Here is an 18,943-nt window from a genome sequence, read left to right as displayed (position 1 = left end):
ATATGGTGCTAGAACTACTACAAAGAAAGTACTGATCAATCATAAAGGGAGAAATTGAAGGGTATCTGAAGTTTCTTCCTGCCACTTTTTAATTAATTCCTTTAAACCCTCAATTTTTCCCTCATATTCCTTATCACCGTACAAATTATTCAGTTCCAACGGATCATTATTCAGGTTAAAAAGCTGAGATTTATCGCTGGTACTCCAGTTTAATTTCCAGCCATCCTGCGTCACTATGGTCCTGATATGGGTTTTTAAAGCCTGAACACAATCTTCTTTTTCCGCCCAATCGGGGCAAAATCTGAGCATTTTATCCCACTGTATAAATGGTGTCCATTCTAAAAAAACCGGGTGATTAACTGGCTCACCTTTCATGGCATGAACTAAAGATTTTCCCTGTAAAGCTTGTGGTACTTCCTGTCCCATCAAATCCAGCAGCGTGGGAACTAAATCGATGTGCCCTACCCTGCCTTCCACAATTCTGCTTTCAAAATTCGGTACTTTCATCATCCAGGGAATTCTGGCGGCTTCTTCATTCATGCGCACTTTTCCGGTAAATCCATATTTCATCAGCATTTTCCCATGTTCGCTGGTAAATACCACTATGGTATTGTCATCTATTCCCAAAGTTTTCAATTTATCCAATACTGCTCCAACAGATTTATCTACCTGGTGGACTAATCCCCAATATTTGGCAAACTCTTTTTTCACTCCTTCTTTGTATCGGTACCGATTTTCCATAAAATCCCGAAGAGGCAATTCATTTGATGGAGTCTGGAAATAACTTGAATCAAGCTCCACCATTGAGGTATCGTGCAAATCATTGAAAGGACCATTATTTGGACTGTGTGGCTCTAAAAAGGAGAGGTACAGCATAAAGGGATTTTCACCAACCGAATCCAGGTACTGGATGGCTTTGTTTTCTATAAATTTGGTTTTGGAAAATTCAAAAGGCAATTCAGAGGCAAAGTTTCGGGAAAATGATTTAGTTTTCTCATTATCAGGGGAATAGCCATTTTCCACCAGCCAGTGATGGTAATCGCTGAACCGGGTGGTATCCTCTCCGGTATAGCCATCTTCGGAGGAAATTCTGGTTTGAAATCCATGCCAGGCATCCAGTTCTTTTCCCAAATGCCATTTGCCAATATAGGCAGTTTTGTAATCAGTATCATTTACTAGTTCCGGAAGTGTTTTGGCATTTTCGGGTAAGTCGATATTATTGGTGAAAACGCCATTGGTGTGGGGATATAGCCCGGTGAGAATACTGGCTCTTGAAGGAGAACAAACTGCCTGGGTGACATAAGCATTTTTAAAAACGATTCCATTTTCCCCAAGTTTGTTCAGGTTAGGAGTAATGATGTTATGATTCCCATAAGGTGCTGAAGTATCAAACCGTTGTTCATCTGTTAGAATAAAAAGCAAATTTGGCTGCTTTACTTTTTCTGGTTTTTCACAGGCATAAAAAACCAATTGAATTAAAATACAGAAGAAGATAAGGTGGTTTGATTTCATTTGATCAATTTAGTTATTCATTTCTATTCCAATATTAAAGTCCTTTACCTCATTGAGAATTTGCTTTATTAAAATTATTACAGTAAAGTCAAGAATCACATTTTTTTGCTTTTCAAAAAAGCCTTGTTCTAAATGACAAACCTTGCAAGTTGATAAAACCTTCGATACTTTTCCATTCGATGAAAAGTACGGCAGCGGCCGACCGCCCAAAAATCTCTACCTTCAAAAAGGTTTTCCGAGAAAGTATGAAGATATCTGCCATTCTTTCCCTCCAAGGACAAGCAAAAGATATCCTGTATCTGATATCCTTTCCCACACTTATTTTGAAGGCATTTTTACCGTTTATAATCTTCATTCTTTATTTCAAAGATATTTCTCATCCTCGTTTGCAACGAGGATGTTTGAGAAAGGCGATTGTATCGCCTATCGCAGGAAAATTGCATTTTAAAGCTCAAGGTAACCACTTCGTTTGATACTTATGCCAGGTAAATAATTATTCCAATATTAAAGTTCCAAACTGATTTGGGGACCGTGCGGGCCATGCGCCCATCCAGTCGAATAATTGCCTGCCTTTGCCGTCATTGTCTCCGTTGGCAAAATTAAAACCCATTGTCATCCCTTTTTCGGGCCTTTTTTCTATAACTTCCCAAGGCACAGCCACTTCCAAAATATAGCCTTTATCTACATCTGAGGAATTATTTAAAGTTCCGTTTAAAGTGATTTCAAATTGATATTGACCATCCCAATCTACATTTTTATTTCCATTTTTATCGCCTCTGTCATCTTTTATAGTGCCATTGAGATTAATATGGCACACGAAATCATCCGCATTCCAGAAATTACTTTTATCATTATCTGCATCAATCAGAAATTCTACCATATCATCCAAAAACAATTTCGGATGTTCTCTCTCTGTTTGAATTGCCCTTAAATCAGCATCATTCACCTGAAAGGCAAGAAATAAATATTGCTGATTGTAATTGGCATAAACTTTAACTTGATTATCGCTAAGGACTCTTTTATGATCTCCCTGGGCAATTTCCCGATCATGGATGGTAATTGGATGATCCAGTTTCCAATCATCCAGTTTACCATCTATCCGGATTTCTTCCTGAAATAAAGCTACAAATTGTTGAGCTGAAGGAGATTTACAACTCAGAAAAAAAATGCCTGTTATCGTTAAAATGAAATATTTCATCTAAGTACCTGTACTTATTTAATATTGAACATTTTTAAAAATTAGGGTATATAAACTTATAATATTAATTTCCTCCCCCTAGCCCCCTCAACGAGGGGGAAATGCGTTTTTCCCCTCTGGAGGGGATACAGGGGAGGTTTTTAGCTATCATTATAAGTAGTAACAAAGTAGATCTCGGATGGAAAATTTCCATCTTAGATTAATATTGTCCAGTAATACCTGTACTTTTTTAATATTGAGTAACTACATCCCACTATCAATCAGTAGTGACAAATTATAAGGTAGTTATTTCTGTCCAACCACTTACCTGGGGTTTGAGGAATTTAAAGTCCCATCAAAAACACCTCCTCCCGGCTGGTAAATGAATAATTTCGCCCTCCGGTCACTTTCACCAATAAAAATAGTTCCATCAGTTCCCTTCACCATATAATCGAACTGGTAAGGTCTTTTGGCATAATAAGGACTGCGATCTACGCCCAAAACACCAAATTCTGTAAAGCCATTTTGCTTGTTGCTCGTATCAAAACTGTACATTTTACAAACATCTTCCCATTCTCCGCAAATCATATAAACGGCTTCATCATTGCCTAATGCCATGGCTCTCACCCTTCTTCCCCACCTTGGTTTCCCCAAATTCAGGATTTTATTTTTGCTAATATCCAATTGAAAAATAAAGCCATCACTAGTGCCACCATAAATTAGAGAATCCTTTTTCACCATCTGGTCAATTACCGGAAATCCATTGTAATTCCAGGCTTCCCAGTATTCTCCGGGAATTCTTAAATTAAGCTGGCTGATAGTAGCCTTTTCAGGATTGAAAACTGTAATTAAGCCATCATCACCAGAAGAATATACTTTTCCGTCTTTGCCTACAACCAATGATCTGGGAACACTTCTCAAATACCTTTCAGGTCCGGCATAAGACAATTTTTCTAACCAGGCACCGTGATCTTTCAGTTTTTTAGACGCCAGGTCCAATTCAAAAAAGTGAGCATCGGGATAAGTTATCCCATAAATTTTCCCATTTTCACCATCAGCCACCATGCAATAAATGGAATTTTTGGGAACGGGAATTCCCAAGTCCGTTACCTTAGCCTGATCTTCATTCAGGTAGGCTTCCCCATCTCCTTTTTCAGGATCATAAACATATATATGACCACCAGCATAATCCTTATATTTATTTTGAATGTCTTTCCACAACTGATCTTCTATGGTTCTTCTGCCACCGGGAATATCCTTGGTTAAATGTAATTTCTTTAATTCATTTTTTCCCGTGCCAATGTAAACCAATCCATCCGGACCTTCCACTATGCTGTGGAACACCCCTTCTTCACTGGCAATTTTTCCCAATGGCAACACTTTGTTTACCCTTTGGTCAAATGCGATTAAATAGGATTGTTTTCCGGTAGTTGCTCCATAAATTCTTCCATTAGAATGCCCTAATAAAGCGGCTATTGGCGAATTGTCAGCTTCTATTTCATTGGCAGCCGGGTAGCCCAAATCCCGGTAATCCAGCCGATGTGCCATAAAATTTGGGTTCACCCACTTTTGGGCAAAAACCGCTACAGAAGATAATGTAGAGATAATGATTATGGAAAATATTAATCTATATATTGAGTTTGTCATTTTTGCAATTTTTTAATGGACTTCAAATTGTTTTTTAGCCAATTGGGAAATTGCGTTACAAACGCAATTCTCGGACATCCTCGTTCGGAAACAAGGATGATAGCCTGTTCCTTCAAATTTATTTCTCATTTTTCGGATCCCAGGAAACCAGCCCCATGCTGAATGGATATCGTCTGGCTACTTTACCCACTTGTTTTTTCGGGTCTTTTTCTTCAATTGCCCCAACAAAATAAATCTTTCCATCTTTTTGCCCGGTGCAGGCGCCTCCAAGTCCCAAAACCATATTGCCTTCTGTGGTTTTCATCAAACCAAGGTTTTCCCTTTTTCCGGTTTCAGGATCATAGGTAATTAATGCTGAAACAGGTGGAAAATATCCTCCGGCAAGTTTGGCGGTGAACTTCTCCTCATCGTGTACATCCCAGGAATTTCCCACATAATCGAATGAACCCGAAGCAGTTGGTGCATAATACAGTTTATGTTCTTTGCTCATGGTAAGCGTAAGTGTAGCGAAGGGAATTTGTCTTGGGTCAGCTTCTTCCCAATATTGGGGAGCGCAAAGTTTGGTCAGGTAGGTAATTTCTCCTTCATCTCCTTTATGCGGATCGTATTTGAATAAAGTTGAACTACCTCCCATGATGCCATAAGCCACTTTATCTACGGGATCCCATTCAATTACCCTCCAGATCACTTTTCTGTCAATCATTGGTTTGGACATTGTTCTGGGTAATACCCGAAGGTCATATTTCAGTCGGATATTTGGATAATCAATTACTTCATTTTTTTGCACATCATATTTCCAAATCTGACCAACCGGAAAAGAACCGTAAACATTGCCTTCATCATCAGCAAAAATAGTTCGGCATATATCCCAGTCATCTACCCTGCCCAAATCATAAGTCTCCTTTTGGGCGATGTCATGTTTGTATAAATGTCCATCCTCTGCCAGTCCATACAGACACATATATTTAGGGTCCATAATCATCCCCAATAAACCAAAGTGGCGGTTGATTCTGCCAAGCGCTTCCACCTTATCTTTCTTCACATCATATTTGTACCAAAATGGTCCTAAGTAACTACTGGGGTCAATACTTTCCGGTCCTGTATCTTCATTTAAGCCGGCAAAATAGATATTTCCCTCATTGTCTTCACCCATTCTCACGTGAATTTTTCCCTGTGTATTAATCCCTTTTCCTCTTTCTTCATGCAGCACTGTTAAGTCTACAATATGGCGCATGGTTTCAGTTTCCGGATCGAATTCATAAAAGTGAGCCGCTTCGGCATGAGTGCATAACCCAATATAAATTTTCCCACTTTTTGCCCCGTAAACCGCACTCCACATACTGTCCTCATTGTATCCTCCTACAAAAGGATAATGTTTCATGGTAGCAATTTTTTCCTTAGCATTCTCCTGCGCACTAGACAATATGGTGCATAGGGAAAAAATGATTATTAGTAATCTCTTTTTCATTTCAAATTTAGTATTTAGATGAATTATTTTATGGACAACTCTTGAAGAGTTAATTCAAGTTATATTTCCTTCCTAGGGTTACTCGTAAGAGAAACCTGCGTTAAGGCACCCTTTCTCGGTACTAGCACGCGGGGTCGTTTGCAACAGACCCCGCTGGGACTGGATTACAAGATGTGTCCAACCCTTAGCGCATAAATGCCGACCCTGCTGCGACTTCCAATTTTTATCTCAATTATTCCCCTGCCATATTGTCAATCTCAATCGCCTTCAAATCTGTGAGCAGCATAGGAGCATCATAGCAGGGAAGTTTGTATATAACTTTATCCCCATTTTTTTCAATCAGACCTGGGCCAATTTGCTGCACTTTACCCGATATTACATTCACCAACACAGGCTGTTTTATTTCCGGATTGACAGTAATTTTTATTTCATGAAAAGTATCGTTATCTGCAGGAATGGAAGCATCAGTCCAGTAGGCAATTACAGGCAAACTTTCAGCATTTTTCCAGTTAAAAATGGAAACACTGCTATCACTGGCTACCTCTAAATTGTTTTCATTGCTTAAGGTCAATTCGTGATTGAATACCGATGTAAGATGTTGATAAGCGAAATAAGCCGGTTTTGGACGAACCACAGAAAAATCTTCTTCATTAATTTTCAAAATCCCTTTGGTGTTTAGTCCTTTTCGGGTGGTATCATTATACACAAATTCCGATAGCAGGAAAAGACTGAAAGGAATTCCCCTACCCAAATGAGCCAGTGCCCGTCTACTGTTCCATTTCGCTTGTGAAGCTTCTGTCCAGGGATATTTTGACAATGCGCCTGTGGAACCCAAGGAAGAAGGACATCCCGTTTCCCCCTGCCAAAATTCAATTTTATCACTGTATTTTTGGGTGGTATTTACCAATCTTTTTACTGCATTAAAATTTCCATCAGGATTTCGGGGATAGCCATGAAAAGAAACGACATCTACCAAATCCACTTTTCCCCTTTCTTTCAGGTAATCAAAAAATCCGCCTACGAATTCCACTCTGCCAACTCCGGCAATGGAAAGTGCGATAATTTTAGCATCTGGTTGTGCTGCCCGAATGGCATCAGCTGATTTTTCAAACATTTTGGCATATAACAATTCCCCATGCCCCATAGCTCTATTGAAACGGTGATCGGCTTCATTCCAAACTTCCCACTCATTTACCCTATCCTTGAAATGGTTGACCAAAGTTGTGCTGTAATTGGCATAAGCATCAAGCGCTTCATCGGAAGTAATTAATCCCTGGCTTAAACTCACCCCGCCACTTCCCGGGTAAATGGGATTCCCATAACTGATCTGAATCCAGGGTTGAACTCCTCTTGATATCGCATCATCCACAATATGATCCAGCCAGGCAAAATCATAGACTCCTCTCTCCTTTTCTGTTTTCGCCCAGCCACTCTGCAGCCTGATCTTTTTTGCAGCTAACGTTCCGAGATATTCCTTGTAAGCATCATAACTGCATAAATCACGATCCAAAACCTCACCCCCAATCCATAAATCCGAACCCTCAATGTCTTTGGCTTTTTTTACTTTAACTTTACCTATATCTTTTAAAGCAGGAACTTCTTCAGTGCAGGCTAAATGGGCAATACAAAAAAGTAAAATGTATAACTTATTCCTCATTTTCATAGTTTTGTTTTAAGTGGGAAAAATCATGCGATAAAGCAGGGATGATTTATAGCAGCCACTTTTATTAGTTTAGATGAAAGCAAAATAAGGGAATGGAAAACAGGAATACACAAAGTCAGTTTGCAATAATCAACACTATATTTGCTTCATGATGACTTTATAATAATTTTAAGTGTATATAATACTTAAAATAACTTCGTGTTTGGGTAGAATTGATACACGAAGTGGAACTTCGGTACTTATGAGACAAATTCTTTGCGATAGTCTCTGGGGGATTTTCCAAAATATTTCTGGAATTGCCTGTTAAAGTAAGTCAGATTCTTATAACCCGACTCAAAACCTATTTGAGTGATTGAATAAGTGGGATCCATTAATAATCTTTTGGCATAGTTCAGCCTGATTTCATTTACAAAAAGACTATATGTTTTCCCTGTTTTCAATTTAAAAAACCTGCAAAAAGCAGTTTTATTCATACAGGCTTCCTTGGCGGCATCTTCTAAGGATAAATCGGTAGTGAAATTGTTGAAAATATAATTATAAATAATATTGATGCGGTCATTTTTATTAGGACCAAAGGACTCCACAAAACCCGGACTGGCCAACAATCTGATTTCTTTAGATTCAGCAATTATATTGAGTATTTCCAATAAGGACAGTAAACGGTAGTTAGGTTTGTAAGATTTCATCCTTTCCAGAATAAGGGCTATTTGTTCTCTTGTTTTTCCTGTAATGGCCAAACCCCTTTTTGCCAAATTCAAAAACTGATTGACCTCCTGTAGTTCAGGTTTATTGAAAAAATCATGTCCCATGAAATCTTTTTCAAAATGGAAATTTATCACTTCACATTCAAGATCAGCATTCCCTTCAAAGTATGACGCACTATTTTTCCATACATGTGGTAGGTTAGGACCAATTAAAGCCATGTCTCCATCCGTGAAGGGTTCAACATTATCCCCAATAAATCGAGTTCCTTCCCCCTTAACTATATAATTTAGTTCTAAATCACTATGATAATGATATTTACTGTATAAATGTGATTTTTTAGCTTCGGTAAAATCAAAGGATTGTTTAATATTTCGGGTATTTCTTTCAAGAAAAACAGCTTTCATATAGGTAAAATTAGTCTTTTTAATTTAAAAAAATGATCCATGGAAGAACTAGATCTATTTCCATGGAAATGATTACCTTAAGCTATCTTTTTAAAATAAATCTTTTAAAGATTTATTAAATCTATTTTATTCATCATAGTATGCCGTTGCTTATTATTTCAAATCATATTCAATGATATAAAATCCTTCTTCGGGAACTGTTGGTTTAAAAGCTTCCAGTTCCACACTTCCTCTTTCACCCTCTATTTCAATATTGTTGTATTGCTTTTCGGCAATGGTTTTTCCATCTTTTGTCTTTACAATTACTGTAAGAGAGGCACTTTTTTTATCTCCCCAATGAATGACAATAGGTTTAATTTCATCTTCAGGACCATAAACCAAATCTACATTAGCACTGCCACCAATATTTTTCTGGAAAACCATTTTGTTTGTCCAATAAGCCAATTTAGCGTGTCCCTGATAATCAATAAGTGGTTTTTTATAAGTCACACTATTGGCTCCGCCATGCAAACAACACCAGGAAAATCCGTCATAACCCAGCCATCTTTGTTTTTTCATGGACTCCCAGGCACTGAAAGCCTGCCATGCCTGACTCTCCTTCCATTCGTCCAAATTCAGTTTTCTGCCAATAGTTCCTTCATCGTATTCCCATTCGTAAGAATGTAGTTTATACCAGGGTTTACCTTTTACCAGATTCCAGTTGGGCTGTCCCATCGATTCCTCGTGTTCAAAGTTAAAATATGCCCTTTCTTTACTTTCCAGAAAACTTTTGAAATAATCATTAGGCCATTTTCTGAGATTAGTCCAGTTGGCCTTATAACCTGTAATACCATCCTGATTCCCTCTTGTAACCATAGGACCTGTCCAGGCTGGTGAAGGGGTAATTGAATTTCCTTGCTGATCTATAGTCCCTTCATCATTTCCAAAATGCAGATGTTTGATATATGAATTCAAAGAAATTAATCGGCTCGGATCAAGTGGATATATTGTATTGTGTACTTTTTCACAGAAAATATTAGACTCTTGTAAATCTATTCTCTTAAAACTTTGGGTATGATTAGCTGCTTCCCAAATCACAATACTTGGATGGTTATAAACCTGTTTCATGTATTTGGGATAACCTTCAAAATCAATCTGTCCCCAGCCTTTGCCGGTTCTTACCCACGAAGGCGTTCCCCAAGCCATCATCATCCCCAACTGATCTGCCATCTCACAAAGTCTCGGATCATTGATGTTAGAAGAAGGAAATTCATAGCCATGCACATGCACCCTCAAAAAGTTGCCATTCATTTTCTTTATCATCAGAATTTCTTTGGCCAGCCATTCTGCAGGAGCACATCTTACCCACTTCAGCATATTTTCCTCAGGACCTCTGAATCCCATAATCTGAGCGCCATTGAGCATTGAAGTTTTCCCATTTAGCCGGAAACTTCCCCCTACCTGACTTATGGTTCTGATTCCTGTAGTAACCACATAATCATCCACTGGTTTCCCTTCCGAATTTTTCAGTACAACATGAATTTTGTATAAAGTCGGATTATCACTTGTCCATGGAATTGGGTTGGTAATCGTGATGTCCTTTTCAAATTCTACCAGACCGTTGCCCACCACAATTGGAAATTCATCGGTAGCAACCGGATTTGCCGCTTCAGTTGGAAACCAGGGATAAACCTTTATTTCAGCATTTCCCCTGAAAGAAACCCAATGCTGATTATTGATATTTACTTTAGCATGAAGTACCGCTTTTGTAGCATCAAGTGATTTAGTATACATCAGCACTTCTTCAATTTGTGTATCTGCTACTAAATCCAAAGACATTCTTCCGGCAAACCAACCCACATTCATATCCAGAGAAGAGTGAGGCATAATTTCCGCCACCCCTTCTTTGATATAAAAACTTCTGACCTTTATCGCCAGTTGGTTTTCCTCATCCTTTTTAAGAAAATTAGAGATATCTAACCTGATAGGATGCTTGTTATTAACAACCGCTACCACTTCTCCATTCACCCAGATTTCTCCTCCCGGATCAAGGGTTTCTATATTTAAAAATGCCTTGGTAAATTTCCCAACCGTAATATTTTTCCTGAGATAAAGATCTTCCAAAGTATGTCTCTCACTTCCATGGACAATCGGTAATTTATCCGATTGCCATAAAGAATCTTCATAGACAGCTTTTTGCCAGTCAGCAATATTGGGTTTGATTTCAAAATTTTCATCCAGGAAAGTTTCTACTGTGTACGGATAAGTTTCTCTTCCGGTAAGATGATAACCTACTCCCCAGATATCATCTATTTGTAATCTCTTTTTGCCTTTTATGGTAAATGTATTCACAAAAGGAATACTGGTAAATCCTGTCGCATAGCCAACTCCTTCTGTAACTACTCGTTGCATGGGTATATAATCAGCTATTTTTTCATCATTTACATAAAGATTATACCTTACTAAATCCTGTCCTCTTTTAAAAGCAGCAAAATCCAATTCCAGTTTAAAATTGTACCACTCATTGGCCTTATAACTTCCGGTTTCTACTTTTTCATTATTGGCAGTGTAATAGAAGAATTTTCCAGAGGCTCCGAAACCTAAAGTAGTGGCTTTCACAATTTCCTTATCGGAAAATTCAAATACAATTTCCTCATTATTGCTCACTGGTTTTACTTTCCAGCGAAAAGTAGATCTCCAGCTTTGGGAAGGAAATTCAAACTTCAGTTTTTTATCCACATTGAAATTTAAAACTCCCTTTTCAATGGATAAACCTGTTTTCCCAGCCCATTTATTCAATTCAACGGTTCTCTCCTCTGCCTGTCCTTCTTTGTAACCCAGCCATTTCCAATTTTCCAGGGGAATTCGTTTTCTTACTTCCGGCAAAGGCTGCGGTTTGATTTTGCTTAAGGCATTTTCCACTTCACTATCTTCTACCACTTTGGTATTAAATTCCTGATCTTTGAAAAACCGGCTGGCATAATCGGCATAATGTTTCAGGTATTCTACTCTTTGTTCTACACTCAGATATTCGGTCTCCCCTTTAAAATCAGTTTCCCCATTTGCTTTCGGATCATTGGTGAAATACCTTAATTCAAAAGTTTTTGATGAAGTTTGTGCACTTAAATTAAAAGAGATGAGTATCCCGATAAAACTGAATACTATCAGTTTTAGGAAATTGCTATTTTTCATTTGTTATAGAATTTGAAGAAATACGCCTTCTGTATAAAAGACATTTGAAATTGCATTTAATTAATTATTTATCATCCTCAGTCAATGGCTTAAGTATAAAGCGAAGCGATTACTTGAGCCTTTAAATAAAGGAAAGTTTGCAACTTTCCGCCATGTACAAAGAAGGGCACAAGCGGACGCTTGCGCCAGTTATTAGCCAGTTAGGAATTTCCATCAGGTATTCACAATCTGGCTAATATCAATCATATACATTTGCCTACCGTTTCCGCCATGAGTGGAATCAAAAATTACTTTTTTACCATCAGGCGTGTATCTTGGATGCAAATCACATCTCCATTCATCCTGATAGGCTTTTGGTGAATGAAATTTTCCCAGAATCACTGTTTTTCCTGTAGGAATATGGTACAGATAAAGCGTTTGCAACCGCTCATTTCCCTGTGGATAAGTATCATTCAATAACCACTCATTGTTGGTATTGGGGATATAAGTCTGATGACCATTTTGAGTCATATCTCCTTTTCCAACCCAGGAAACTTCTTCTGTTTTATCTTTAAATAAATAGAATCCGTTTTTGTCTTTGTATTTCGTCCAGGCTAAAACATGTTCAGGGTCTCTCCAGATAAAATGAGAAGTTTTCCCAGATTTATCCAGCTCGTATAAATCTGTACCATCACAATTTACGGTAAACATTCTGGTGACATATTTTCCCCTCACAAATTTTACATTACATAATGGATCTGCGCGCATTTCAGGAGTTAGAGGGAAATCTCTGTATCGGTTTAAAAAGATCATCCTGTCACCAGTTGGCCCTACCAACAAATGATTGAAATAGTGCCATTTTTTCTCAATGTTTACCCCGTTATGAGGAATTTTGGAAATCTGGTTCAAAGTCACAATTAACTCGGCTTTTCCAGTATCCAAATCCATACGGTGAATACCACTTTCTTTGGGAGCTTCCTGATCGTAATATTGATCTTTTCCGCCAACATAGCCATAGCCTACCCGCATGTTGTCAATTCGGGCAAAATCACTACAAACGGCAAACTTCCCCTGAGGATCGAGAGCGTAAACAGCTCTGGGAAATACTTTTTGCTTTTTGGTTTTAATATCATAAATAATACTGACGAATTTTTCCCCTTTCCGCGAATTCCAGATCACTTCCGAATCCGACCCGGGTCTCCATTGCAGCATACAACCCTGTTGCCAACCCCAGGCTGTTGTCTCTCCGAAAGAAATCCATTTATCATTGTCTTCCATATCCACCATCCCAATAATGAGTTTGTCATCTTTTTTAGGAGGCCTTGATTCAAAATCTACTTCCATTCCTAATACATACCTTCCTGTAGGGTCAGTTTGCCATTTATCGTAATAGCCAAACCAGTGGTGATTTGGGCTATTTGTTATAGCTCTCACTGAAGGATAGTTATCTTCTGATAAAGAAGATTGAGCAGCAAAAGAAGAAAAACCAGATATGATGGTAATTCCCGTTCCTGTAATAAAAGTGTTTTTAAGAAATTTTCGCCTGTTCTGGTTTTTCATTTTCAATTTGTAGAAAGATTTCGGTAATAGTTTATGCTCCTTTCAATTTTAAAACTATGATCGGAGAAGTATTTTCTAAAATTAGGAAGGAATCCACTAAATTTACCCTGAAACACTCAGAAACGGTTTTTTAACGGTTAGTTAACCTGAAAAATTCTTGAATAAAAAGTATTATATCCCTTTTTTGCATTAATGGCCCCAAAAAAAGAAATAGCAGAACACCTTTCAAAAATCCTCAAAAGCAAAAGCTTTGAAAAAGCTAAATCAAGCCAGGAATTACTAAAATACCTCGTAGAAGCCAGCCTTGAAGGGAAAGACTTGAAGGAATACACTATCGGAATTGATGTATTTAATAAGAAATATAAGGATGGAGTTAATGACTCAAAGGTCAGGGTTGCCGTTTATAATTTAAGGCAGAAATTAAATCAATTTTATAAAAATGAAGGATTAAATTCCGACTTAAAATTTGTAATACCCAAAGGACAATACCTGGTTAATTTTAAAACAGTTGAACCTCCAAACCAACAAGCAAAATTCATTTTTAGCAGAAAACAGAGGTTTACTTTTACAATTTTGTTTTTCCTAGTCTTAGCTATTGCTTTGATTCCGGTTTACCTGTCAAAGGATAAGCACATAAATAATTCATATTTTTGGAATGCTTATTTTGAAGACGAAAAAAGTACTATTGTTTATCTTGGTGATCATTTCGTATTTGAAGGACCCTTAATTACCAATAGAGGTGGGATTATTAGAGATTACCAAATAAATTCAGAAGATGAACTCGATAGATATTTTCAAGATCACCCGGAAAAATTAGAACAAATTAATAAGGTAAATTATACTTATTTGACCAAGCAAAGCCCTATTTGCCTTTTAGAACTTTCAAAATTGTTTTTTGCAAACAATAAAGAATTAGAATTAAAGCTGGCTTCACAAATTAATCTTGCTGATTTAAGTAACCGGAATTTGGTTTTTATTGGATCTTATAAAACCTTGGGAATGTTTAAAAATGTATTTTACGATATCAATCCAAATTATCAGGTGTCTAACCGAGAATTGAAATACCTTAATAGACTGACAAAAAAATGGTCTACTCTAAATTTTGTCTCTCAACAAGAAAAAACAGTAGATTATGCCATTGTTTCGCAAATAAAAGGACCTAATAATAATATAATAACTTTTTTCCTTTCCAATCATGATATTGGAAATATTGCTACCGTTAGGCATTATATCCATAATTTAAAAGAAGAGGCTAAAGGAGAACCATTCTATTTTACAAATCTATACAAAGTAAGAGGTTTAGAACGAACCGCTTTGAGTCTTGATCTAATACAATCTGATACCCTTATAGTAGATTTAAATTCAGCTGTGTGGCCAGAGTAATGGACAAAAGAAAATCTCATGAGAATTTAAAGCTACTTTTATACCTGAAGCCCAACTGACTTATAGAAAACTAAAAAAATAAAACCTTTTTAGTATTACTTTAGTTTATAATAGTAATACTATTTAAAATAATATTTTTTTTTATATAGGTAAAAATGGTGGCCACTTTACAATTACAAATGAATCAAAATCTTTTCTTGAGGGACCCTCAGGAGACAGATTTAGGTAGGAAAATTATAAGGCAAAGTGTAATAATGATAGACCAAATAGGTTTTGAGGGATTTACTTTTAAAAAACTGGCAAAAGAAATTTCATCAACAGAAGCATCTGTCTATCGATATTTTGAGAATAAACACAAATTACTGGTTTATCTTATTGCCTGGTATTGGAATTGGCTTGAATATAAAATTGATTACAATACCAACAATATAGACGATCCATTTAAAAAACTGGACATTGCTCTCAAATTACTGACAGAAAAGAAAAAGAAAGACCCTCTGTTCCCAGATATTGACGAAGAGGCCTTGTCAAGAATCGTAATTTCCGAATCTGATAAAACTTATCTTACAAAACAGGTAGATGAGGATAATCAGGTAGGATTGTTTCGAGGATTTAAATCTCTGTGTAAAAAAGTGGCAGATATCATTAAGGAGATAAATCCTGAATTTAATTATCCACATGCTTTGGTTAGTACAGTTTTGCAAGCGGCTAATCAACAAATATTCTACTCCATGCATTTACCTTCGCTTACAGAACTAAATGCGAAGCAGAAAAAACTAGATGAACAAAACTTCGAATTTTTGAGGACCATCGTTATAAAAGCGATTACTTGAAGATTTTTTTTAACCTTAAATGATAGTATTACTATCATTTAATGAAGTAAAGTTATTTATAACAAAATAGATACTTTGTTAAACCCCGTGGAAATGAAAATTCATAACCCGTAAATAACTGGTAATTAATCAACTATAATATTTTTTAGAGATCTTTTTCTAAAAAATTTAAAGGACTAGTGTCATGTCAAGCCTTACATTACGAGTAAAGCGAGTAAAGATTTTGTGGTAGGTCGAGGCGCAAAAAGCGAGGATAGCCATAGCTATGCGAGTCTTTTTGCAACGAAGAGATTCCGCAAAATACTCTCGGATTACGGTAAGTTTAAGGTTGACTTGACACTAGTGGGAAACACGTGAAATACATCAGATGAGTAATGCTTAAAAACGTGTGCCATGAGGACGATTCTAGATGTTTGCAAAATTGTCCGGTTATGCCGGGCTCTTTTGTATTCTAAACAAGCACAAAAAAAACAATTTTTAGTATGTCAATTAAAATTCACAACTACATATGAGACATTTAATCACTTTTTATTTTTTCATTTTTATGGCCTGTAATACCACGAAATATGAATTAGCAAATACCGAAAATATAGAACAAAACCCTATCGGCAATGAAGAATTAAATGAGTTGTTTATTGAAGATCAATTGGATAGGGAAACTAATGATATTGACTGGAATGTTGTATCGTTTAGGGATAGTTTAAGAGAAAAAAGATTGTTTGAACTTTTGGAAACGAATAAAATATATACTGCTAAGGATTACAGAAATGCTGCTATCATATTTTCACATGGAAAAGATACGCTCTCTTCAAAAATGGCAATTCTCATGATGCAGAAGGCCATTAAGCTTGATCCTACCATGAATAAATCAATTTTAGCAAAAGCCATAGACAAAGATTTAATGAAGCGGGATAAACCACAGATTTATGGTACTCAAAAAATATTGGATGGTCAGAATAACTGGAAGTTATATATGATAGACACTACACAGGTAACTGATGAAGATAGACAAAATTATGACCTTAAATCATTGGATGAAATTAGAAAAGAAATAAAAAAATTAAATGCTAATCAGAATTAAAAGATATCATAAGGTTACTATTCCTGCAAGAATCTTTCTCAACTAAACCATTCAAGCTAATAGATGGCTATGATGGAACTTTAACGTGCAGGAATAATAATTAATTTTACTGCATCTAAGACTAAGACTATCAGATGCAATAAAAAAGGGCTCAGATAGCACCTGGACTCTTAAGATAATTTTGTAACTTTTAAATCACTTCTGTAAGTTAAAAATATTATCCCCCAAAAACAAAAGATCACACCCTCATTTGGATGCAGTCTCTTTATCTGAAGTTTATCGATCAATTGCTAGCAATATCTTATAAAACTAAACAGGTTAGCAACAAATTGATTAACATATAGTAGCTTAAACATAGGAATAATATTACAATCTCAAGACTTAACCAACCTGCAAATTTTAAGGCTAGTTTTTGGTTTTGATAATCTTATATTCACTTTTCACTCTACAAGAGTGCGGCACGAGCCAAGCAAATCCTTCACAAGCATTTTCTTTTTTAGCGTCCATTTTGTTGAATTCATCTACCTGAGCAGAGTTGTAATTGGTAAAATCGTGCAGGAAACGCGATCAGACTACTAAATAAGCCCTACACCAATTTTTACAAGTATCCCGTGCTTACTCGTAGATGGAAAGGAAAATTATATCATAGGCTTTTAGAAAAGTAGGTTTCCAAATTTTCTTTTACTAAAATCTTAGGTGTTTCCAAAAGGGCTTTAACTTATTTTGTAAGCTCAAGGGAATTAGCAAAAACAATCCCACTATAGACAATGAAGAGGGTCTGAAAGTAATAATATCTACTTCCATATTTTAATAAAACCAAAATAGTTTCAAAAAATGAAACTATTTATTAATTTTAAACGTGAGAATAATAGCAAAAAGCACATTGGTTAAATTTTGGGAGAAACATCCCGCAGCCAAATCACCCTTGGAAGAGTGGTATAACTATGTAAAAAGGGCAAATTGGAAAAATCTCAATGATATCACTGAGAGTATTTCCAATTCCAGGAGTATTAACGAAGGTAGAGTGATATTTAAAATAGGAGGGAACAATTATAGGTTAATTGTAGAAATCAAATTTGCGATTTCAGCAGTTTATATTGTTTTTGTGGGCACTCATGCTGAGTACGACAAAATTGATCCCAAAACAGTTTTTAAAGTTAATTAAGAAGGAGAATGATGAATGTAAAACCAATAAGGACAAACTCAGATTTAGAGGCAGCCCTTCATCGAATTAGCCAATTACTTGATGCCAGGGAAGGAACACCTGAATTTGATGAACTAGAAGTCATCAGTATCTTGGTGGAAGATTTCGAAAACCGGAAATATGAAATTTCTGAGGTCTCTCCCCAGAGAATCCTCAAATTTTTAATGGAACAAAACAACCTGAACCAAAAAGACCTAATTCCATATATTGGAAGTAAAACGGGTGTGAGCGAAGTAATCAATGAAAAAAGGCCTATTTCATTGAAAGCTGCCATAAAACTATCAAAAAGGTTTAAAGTTTCTATTGATGTTTTTGTTGATGAGAAAATTTATGCCTAAAGTAAAAAGTATGTGTTGTTTTCAATCTGAATCTTAAAGATTCATATTGTTTTATATCCATTTTATTCCCCATTAGGAAAGTTACTTTCGATTTATAATACTGAAATTATTGGGATAAAAAATATTTTTACTTGTGCAAGGAATTACGCTTTTGATTTTAACAACAAATTGCTAACCTGGCAAATAATTTCCTATTTAGGAAATTATTTTGCTATACTTTTAGTAATATGTACATAGTAGAAAAGAGCAATAACAGGAAATATCCAGTTCGAATAGAATCTTATTCAAAATGGGGCAAAAAGGATTCTAAAAGATTTGGGTTTGATTGGTCTAAAGAGGAGAATATTTTCAAGTTAATTCTGAAAGAGGATATAAATACTACTCTAGGATTAATGTCCCTGAAAGAATTTGACCAGGAATATAGGATATCAATTGAACTATTGGAATCTTCAAAGGAGAATCAGAGCTTCTTCCAATAAGCAGGAAACTGACCATCAGGAATTGGAAATTAGAAGACATGCCAGTGGGTTGAAAATGGAAATTACCACCGTGGTAAAGGTGAAAGTGTCTTCCAGAAAAGGACCAGTGGAAAGAAGAATTCAGGAAGTCTCTGATCAACTCAAAAGTGGGAACACCCTAATGGTTACTGAAATTAGCCGCTTAGGCAGAAGTGCCTCAGAGATCATACAGTTCATCAACCAGATTTTAAATAATGGAATTCGACTGATTGTCATCAAGCAAAAATTGGATATTAGCAGTCATGACATGCAATCTAAAATACTGGTGACGCTATTTTCCTTGCTTGCTGATTTAGAAAG

The 18,943-nt window shown here is 36.3% G+C and carries 15 protein-coding genes; 6 read left to right on the top strand and 9 right to left on the bottom strand.

Annotation, left to right across the window (positions count from 1 at the left end; genetic code table 11):
• Positions 1 to 39: 39 nt before the first annotated feature.
• The 9 genes from A3EM_RS0126485 to A3EM_RS0126445 form a co-directional block, all read right to left on the bottom strand.
• Positions 40 to 1,512, bottom strand: coding sequence for a sulfatase family protein (locus A3EM_RS0126485; RefSeq protein WP_020531269.1), 1,473 nt, complete (start codon positions 1,510 to 1,512; stop codon positions 40 to 42).
• Positions 1,513 to 1,624: 112 nt separating this feature from the next.
• Positions 1,625 to 1,867 (bottom strand): hypothetical protein, encoded by a 243-nt coding sequence (locus tag A3EM_RS48000; protein ID WP_020531268.1) that lies wholly within the window; start codon positions 1,865 to 1,867, stop codon positions 1,625 to 1,627.
• A gap of 138 nt (positions 1,868 to 2,005) precedes the next feature.
• Positions 2,006 to 2,710 carry a sugar-binding protein gene (locus tag A3EM_RS0126475; RefSeq protein WP_020531267.1) on the bottom strand — a complete coding sequence of 235 codons (705 nt, stop codon included), beginning with the start codon at positions 2,708 to 2,710 and terminating at the stop codon, positions 2,006 to 2,008.
• 303 nt (positions 2,711 to 3,013) lie between these two features.
• Entirely contained in the window at positions 3,014 to 4,336 is a 1,323-nt protein-coding gene (locus A3EM_RS0126470) for an NHL repeat-containing protein (RefSeq protein ID WP_020531266.1), read from the bottom strand.
• Between the two features lie 118 nt (positions 4,337 to 4,454).
• A complete protein-coding gene (locus A3EM_RS0126465) occupies positions 4,455 to 5,804 on the bottom strand; it encodes a hypothetical protein (RefSeq protein WP_157638102.1) in 1,350 nt (449 codons plus the stop codon).
• Positions 5,805 to 6,036: 232 nt separating this feature from the next.
• Positions 6,037 to 7,461, bottom strand: coding sequence for a GH39 family glycosyl hydrolase (locus A3EM_RS0126460; protein WP_157638101.1), 1,425 nt, complete (start codon positions 7,459 to 7,461; stop codon positions 6,037 to 6,039).
• Positions 7,462 to 7,706: 245 nt separating this feature from the next.
• Complete coding sequence (locus A3EM_RS0126455) at positions 7,707 to 8,576, bottom strand: AraC family transcriptional regulator (RefSeq protein WP_020531263.1); 870 nt, start codon at positions 8,574 to 8,576, stop codon at positions 7,707 to 7,709.
• A 153-nt stretch (positions 8,577 to 8,729) separates the two neighbouring features.
• Positions 8,730 to 11,747, bottom strand: a complete 3,018-nt coding sequence (locus tag A3EM_RS0126450) for a glycoside hydrolase family 2 protein (protein ID WP_020531262.1) — start codon at positions 11,745 to 11,747, stop codon at positions 8,730 to 8,732.
• 213 nt (positions 11,748 to 11,960) lie between these two features.
• The gene (locus A3EM_RS0126445) at positions 11,961 to 13,286 is read right to left on the bottom strand and encodes a TolB-like translocation protein (protein ID WP_020531261.1); all 1,326 of its coding nucleotides are present in this window, start codon (positions 13,284 to 13,286) and stop codon (positions 11,961 to 11,963) included.
• 192 nt (positions 13,287 to 13,478) lie between these two features.
• On the opposite strand from A3EM_RS0126445, the gene A3EM_RS0126440 reads away from it, so the two are divergent.
• The 6 genes from A3EM_RS0126440 to A3EM_RS0126410 all read left to right on the top strand — a co-directional run.
• Complete coding sequence (locus A3EM_RS0126440) at positions 13,479 to 14,669, top strand: hypothetical protein (RefSeq protein ID WP_020531260.1); 1,191 nt, start codon at positions 13,479 to 13,481, stop codon at positions 14,667 to 14,669.
• 155 nt (positions 14,670 to 14,824) lie between these two features.
• A complete protein-coding gene (locus A3EM_RS0126435; protein WP_020531259.1) occupies positions 14,825 to 15,502 on the top strand; it encodes a TetR/AcrR family transcriptional regulator in 678 nt (225 codons plus the stop codon).
• A gap of 508 nt (positions 15,503 to 16,010) precedes the next feature.
• The gene (locus A3EM_RS43765) at positions 16,011 to 16,583 is read left to right on the top strand and encodes a hypothetical protein (protein WP_020531258.1); all 573 of its coding nucleotides are present in this window, start codon (positions 16,011 to 16,013) and stop codon (positions 16,581 to 16,583) included.
• Positions 16,584 to 17,442: 859 nt separating this feature from the next.
• A complete protein-coding gene (locus A3EM_RS0126425) occupies positions 17,443 to 17,748 on the top strand; it encodes a type II toxin-antitoxin system HigB family toxin (protein ID WP_044239914.1) in 306 nt (101 codons plus the stop codon).
• A gap of 8 nt (positions 17,749 to 17,756) precedes the next feature.
• Positions 17,757 to 18,125 (top strand): helix-turn-helix domain-containing protein, encoded by a 369-nt coding sequence (locus A3EM_RS0126420; RefSeq protein WP_020531256.1) that lies wholly within the window; start codon positions 17,757 to 17,759, stop codon positions 18,123 to 18,125.
• Between the two features lie 408 nt (positions 18,126 to 18,533).
• A partial coding sequence (locus A3EM_RS0126410; protein WP_169513407.1) for a recombinase family protein occupies positions 18,534 to 18,943 on the top strand: 410 nt, incomplete at its 3' end.

The sequence above is a fragment of the Flexithrix dorotheae DSM 6795 genome (assembly GCF_000379765.1).
GTDB lineage: Bacteria > Bacteroidota > Bacteroidia > Cytophagales > Flammeovirgaceae > Flexithrix > Flexithrix dorotheae.
This window is presented reverse-complemented; position numbering and strand designations above follow the sequence as displayed.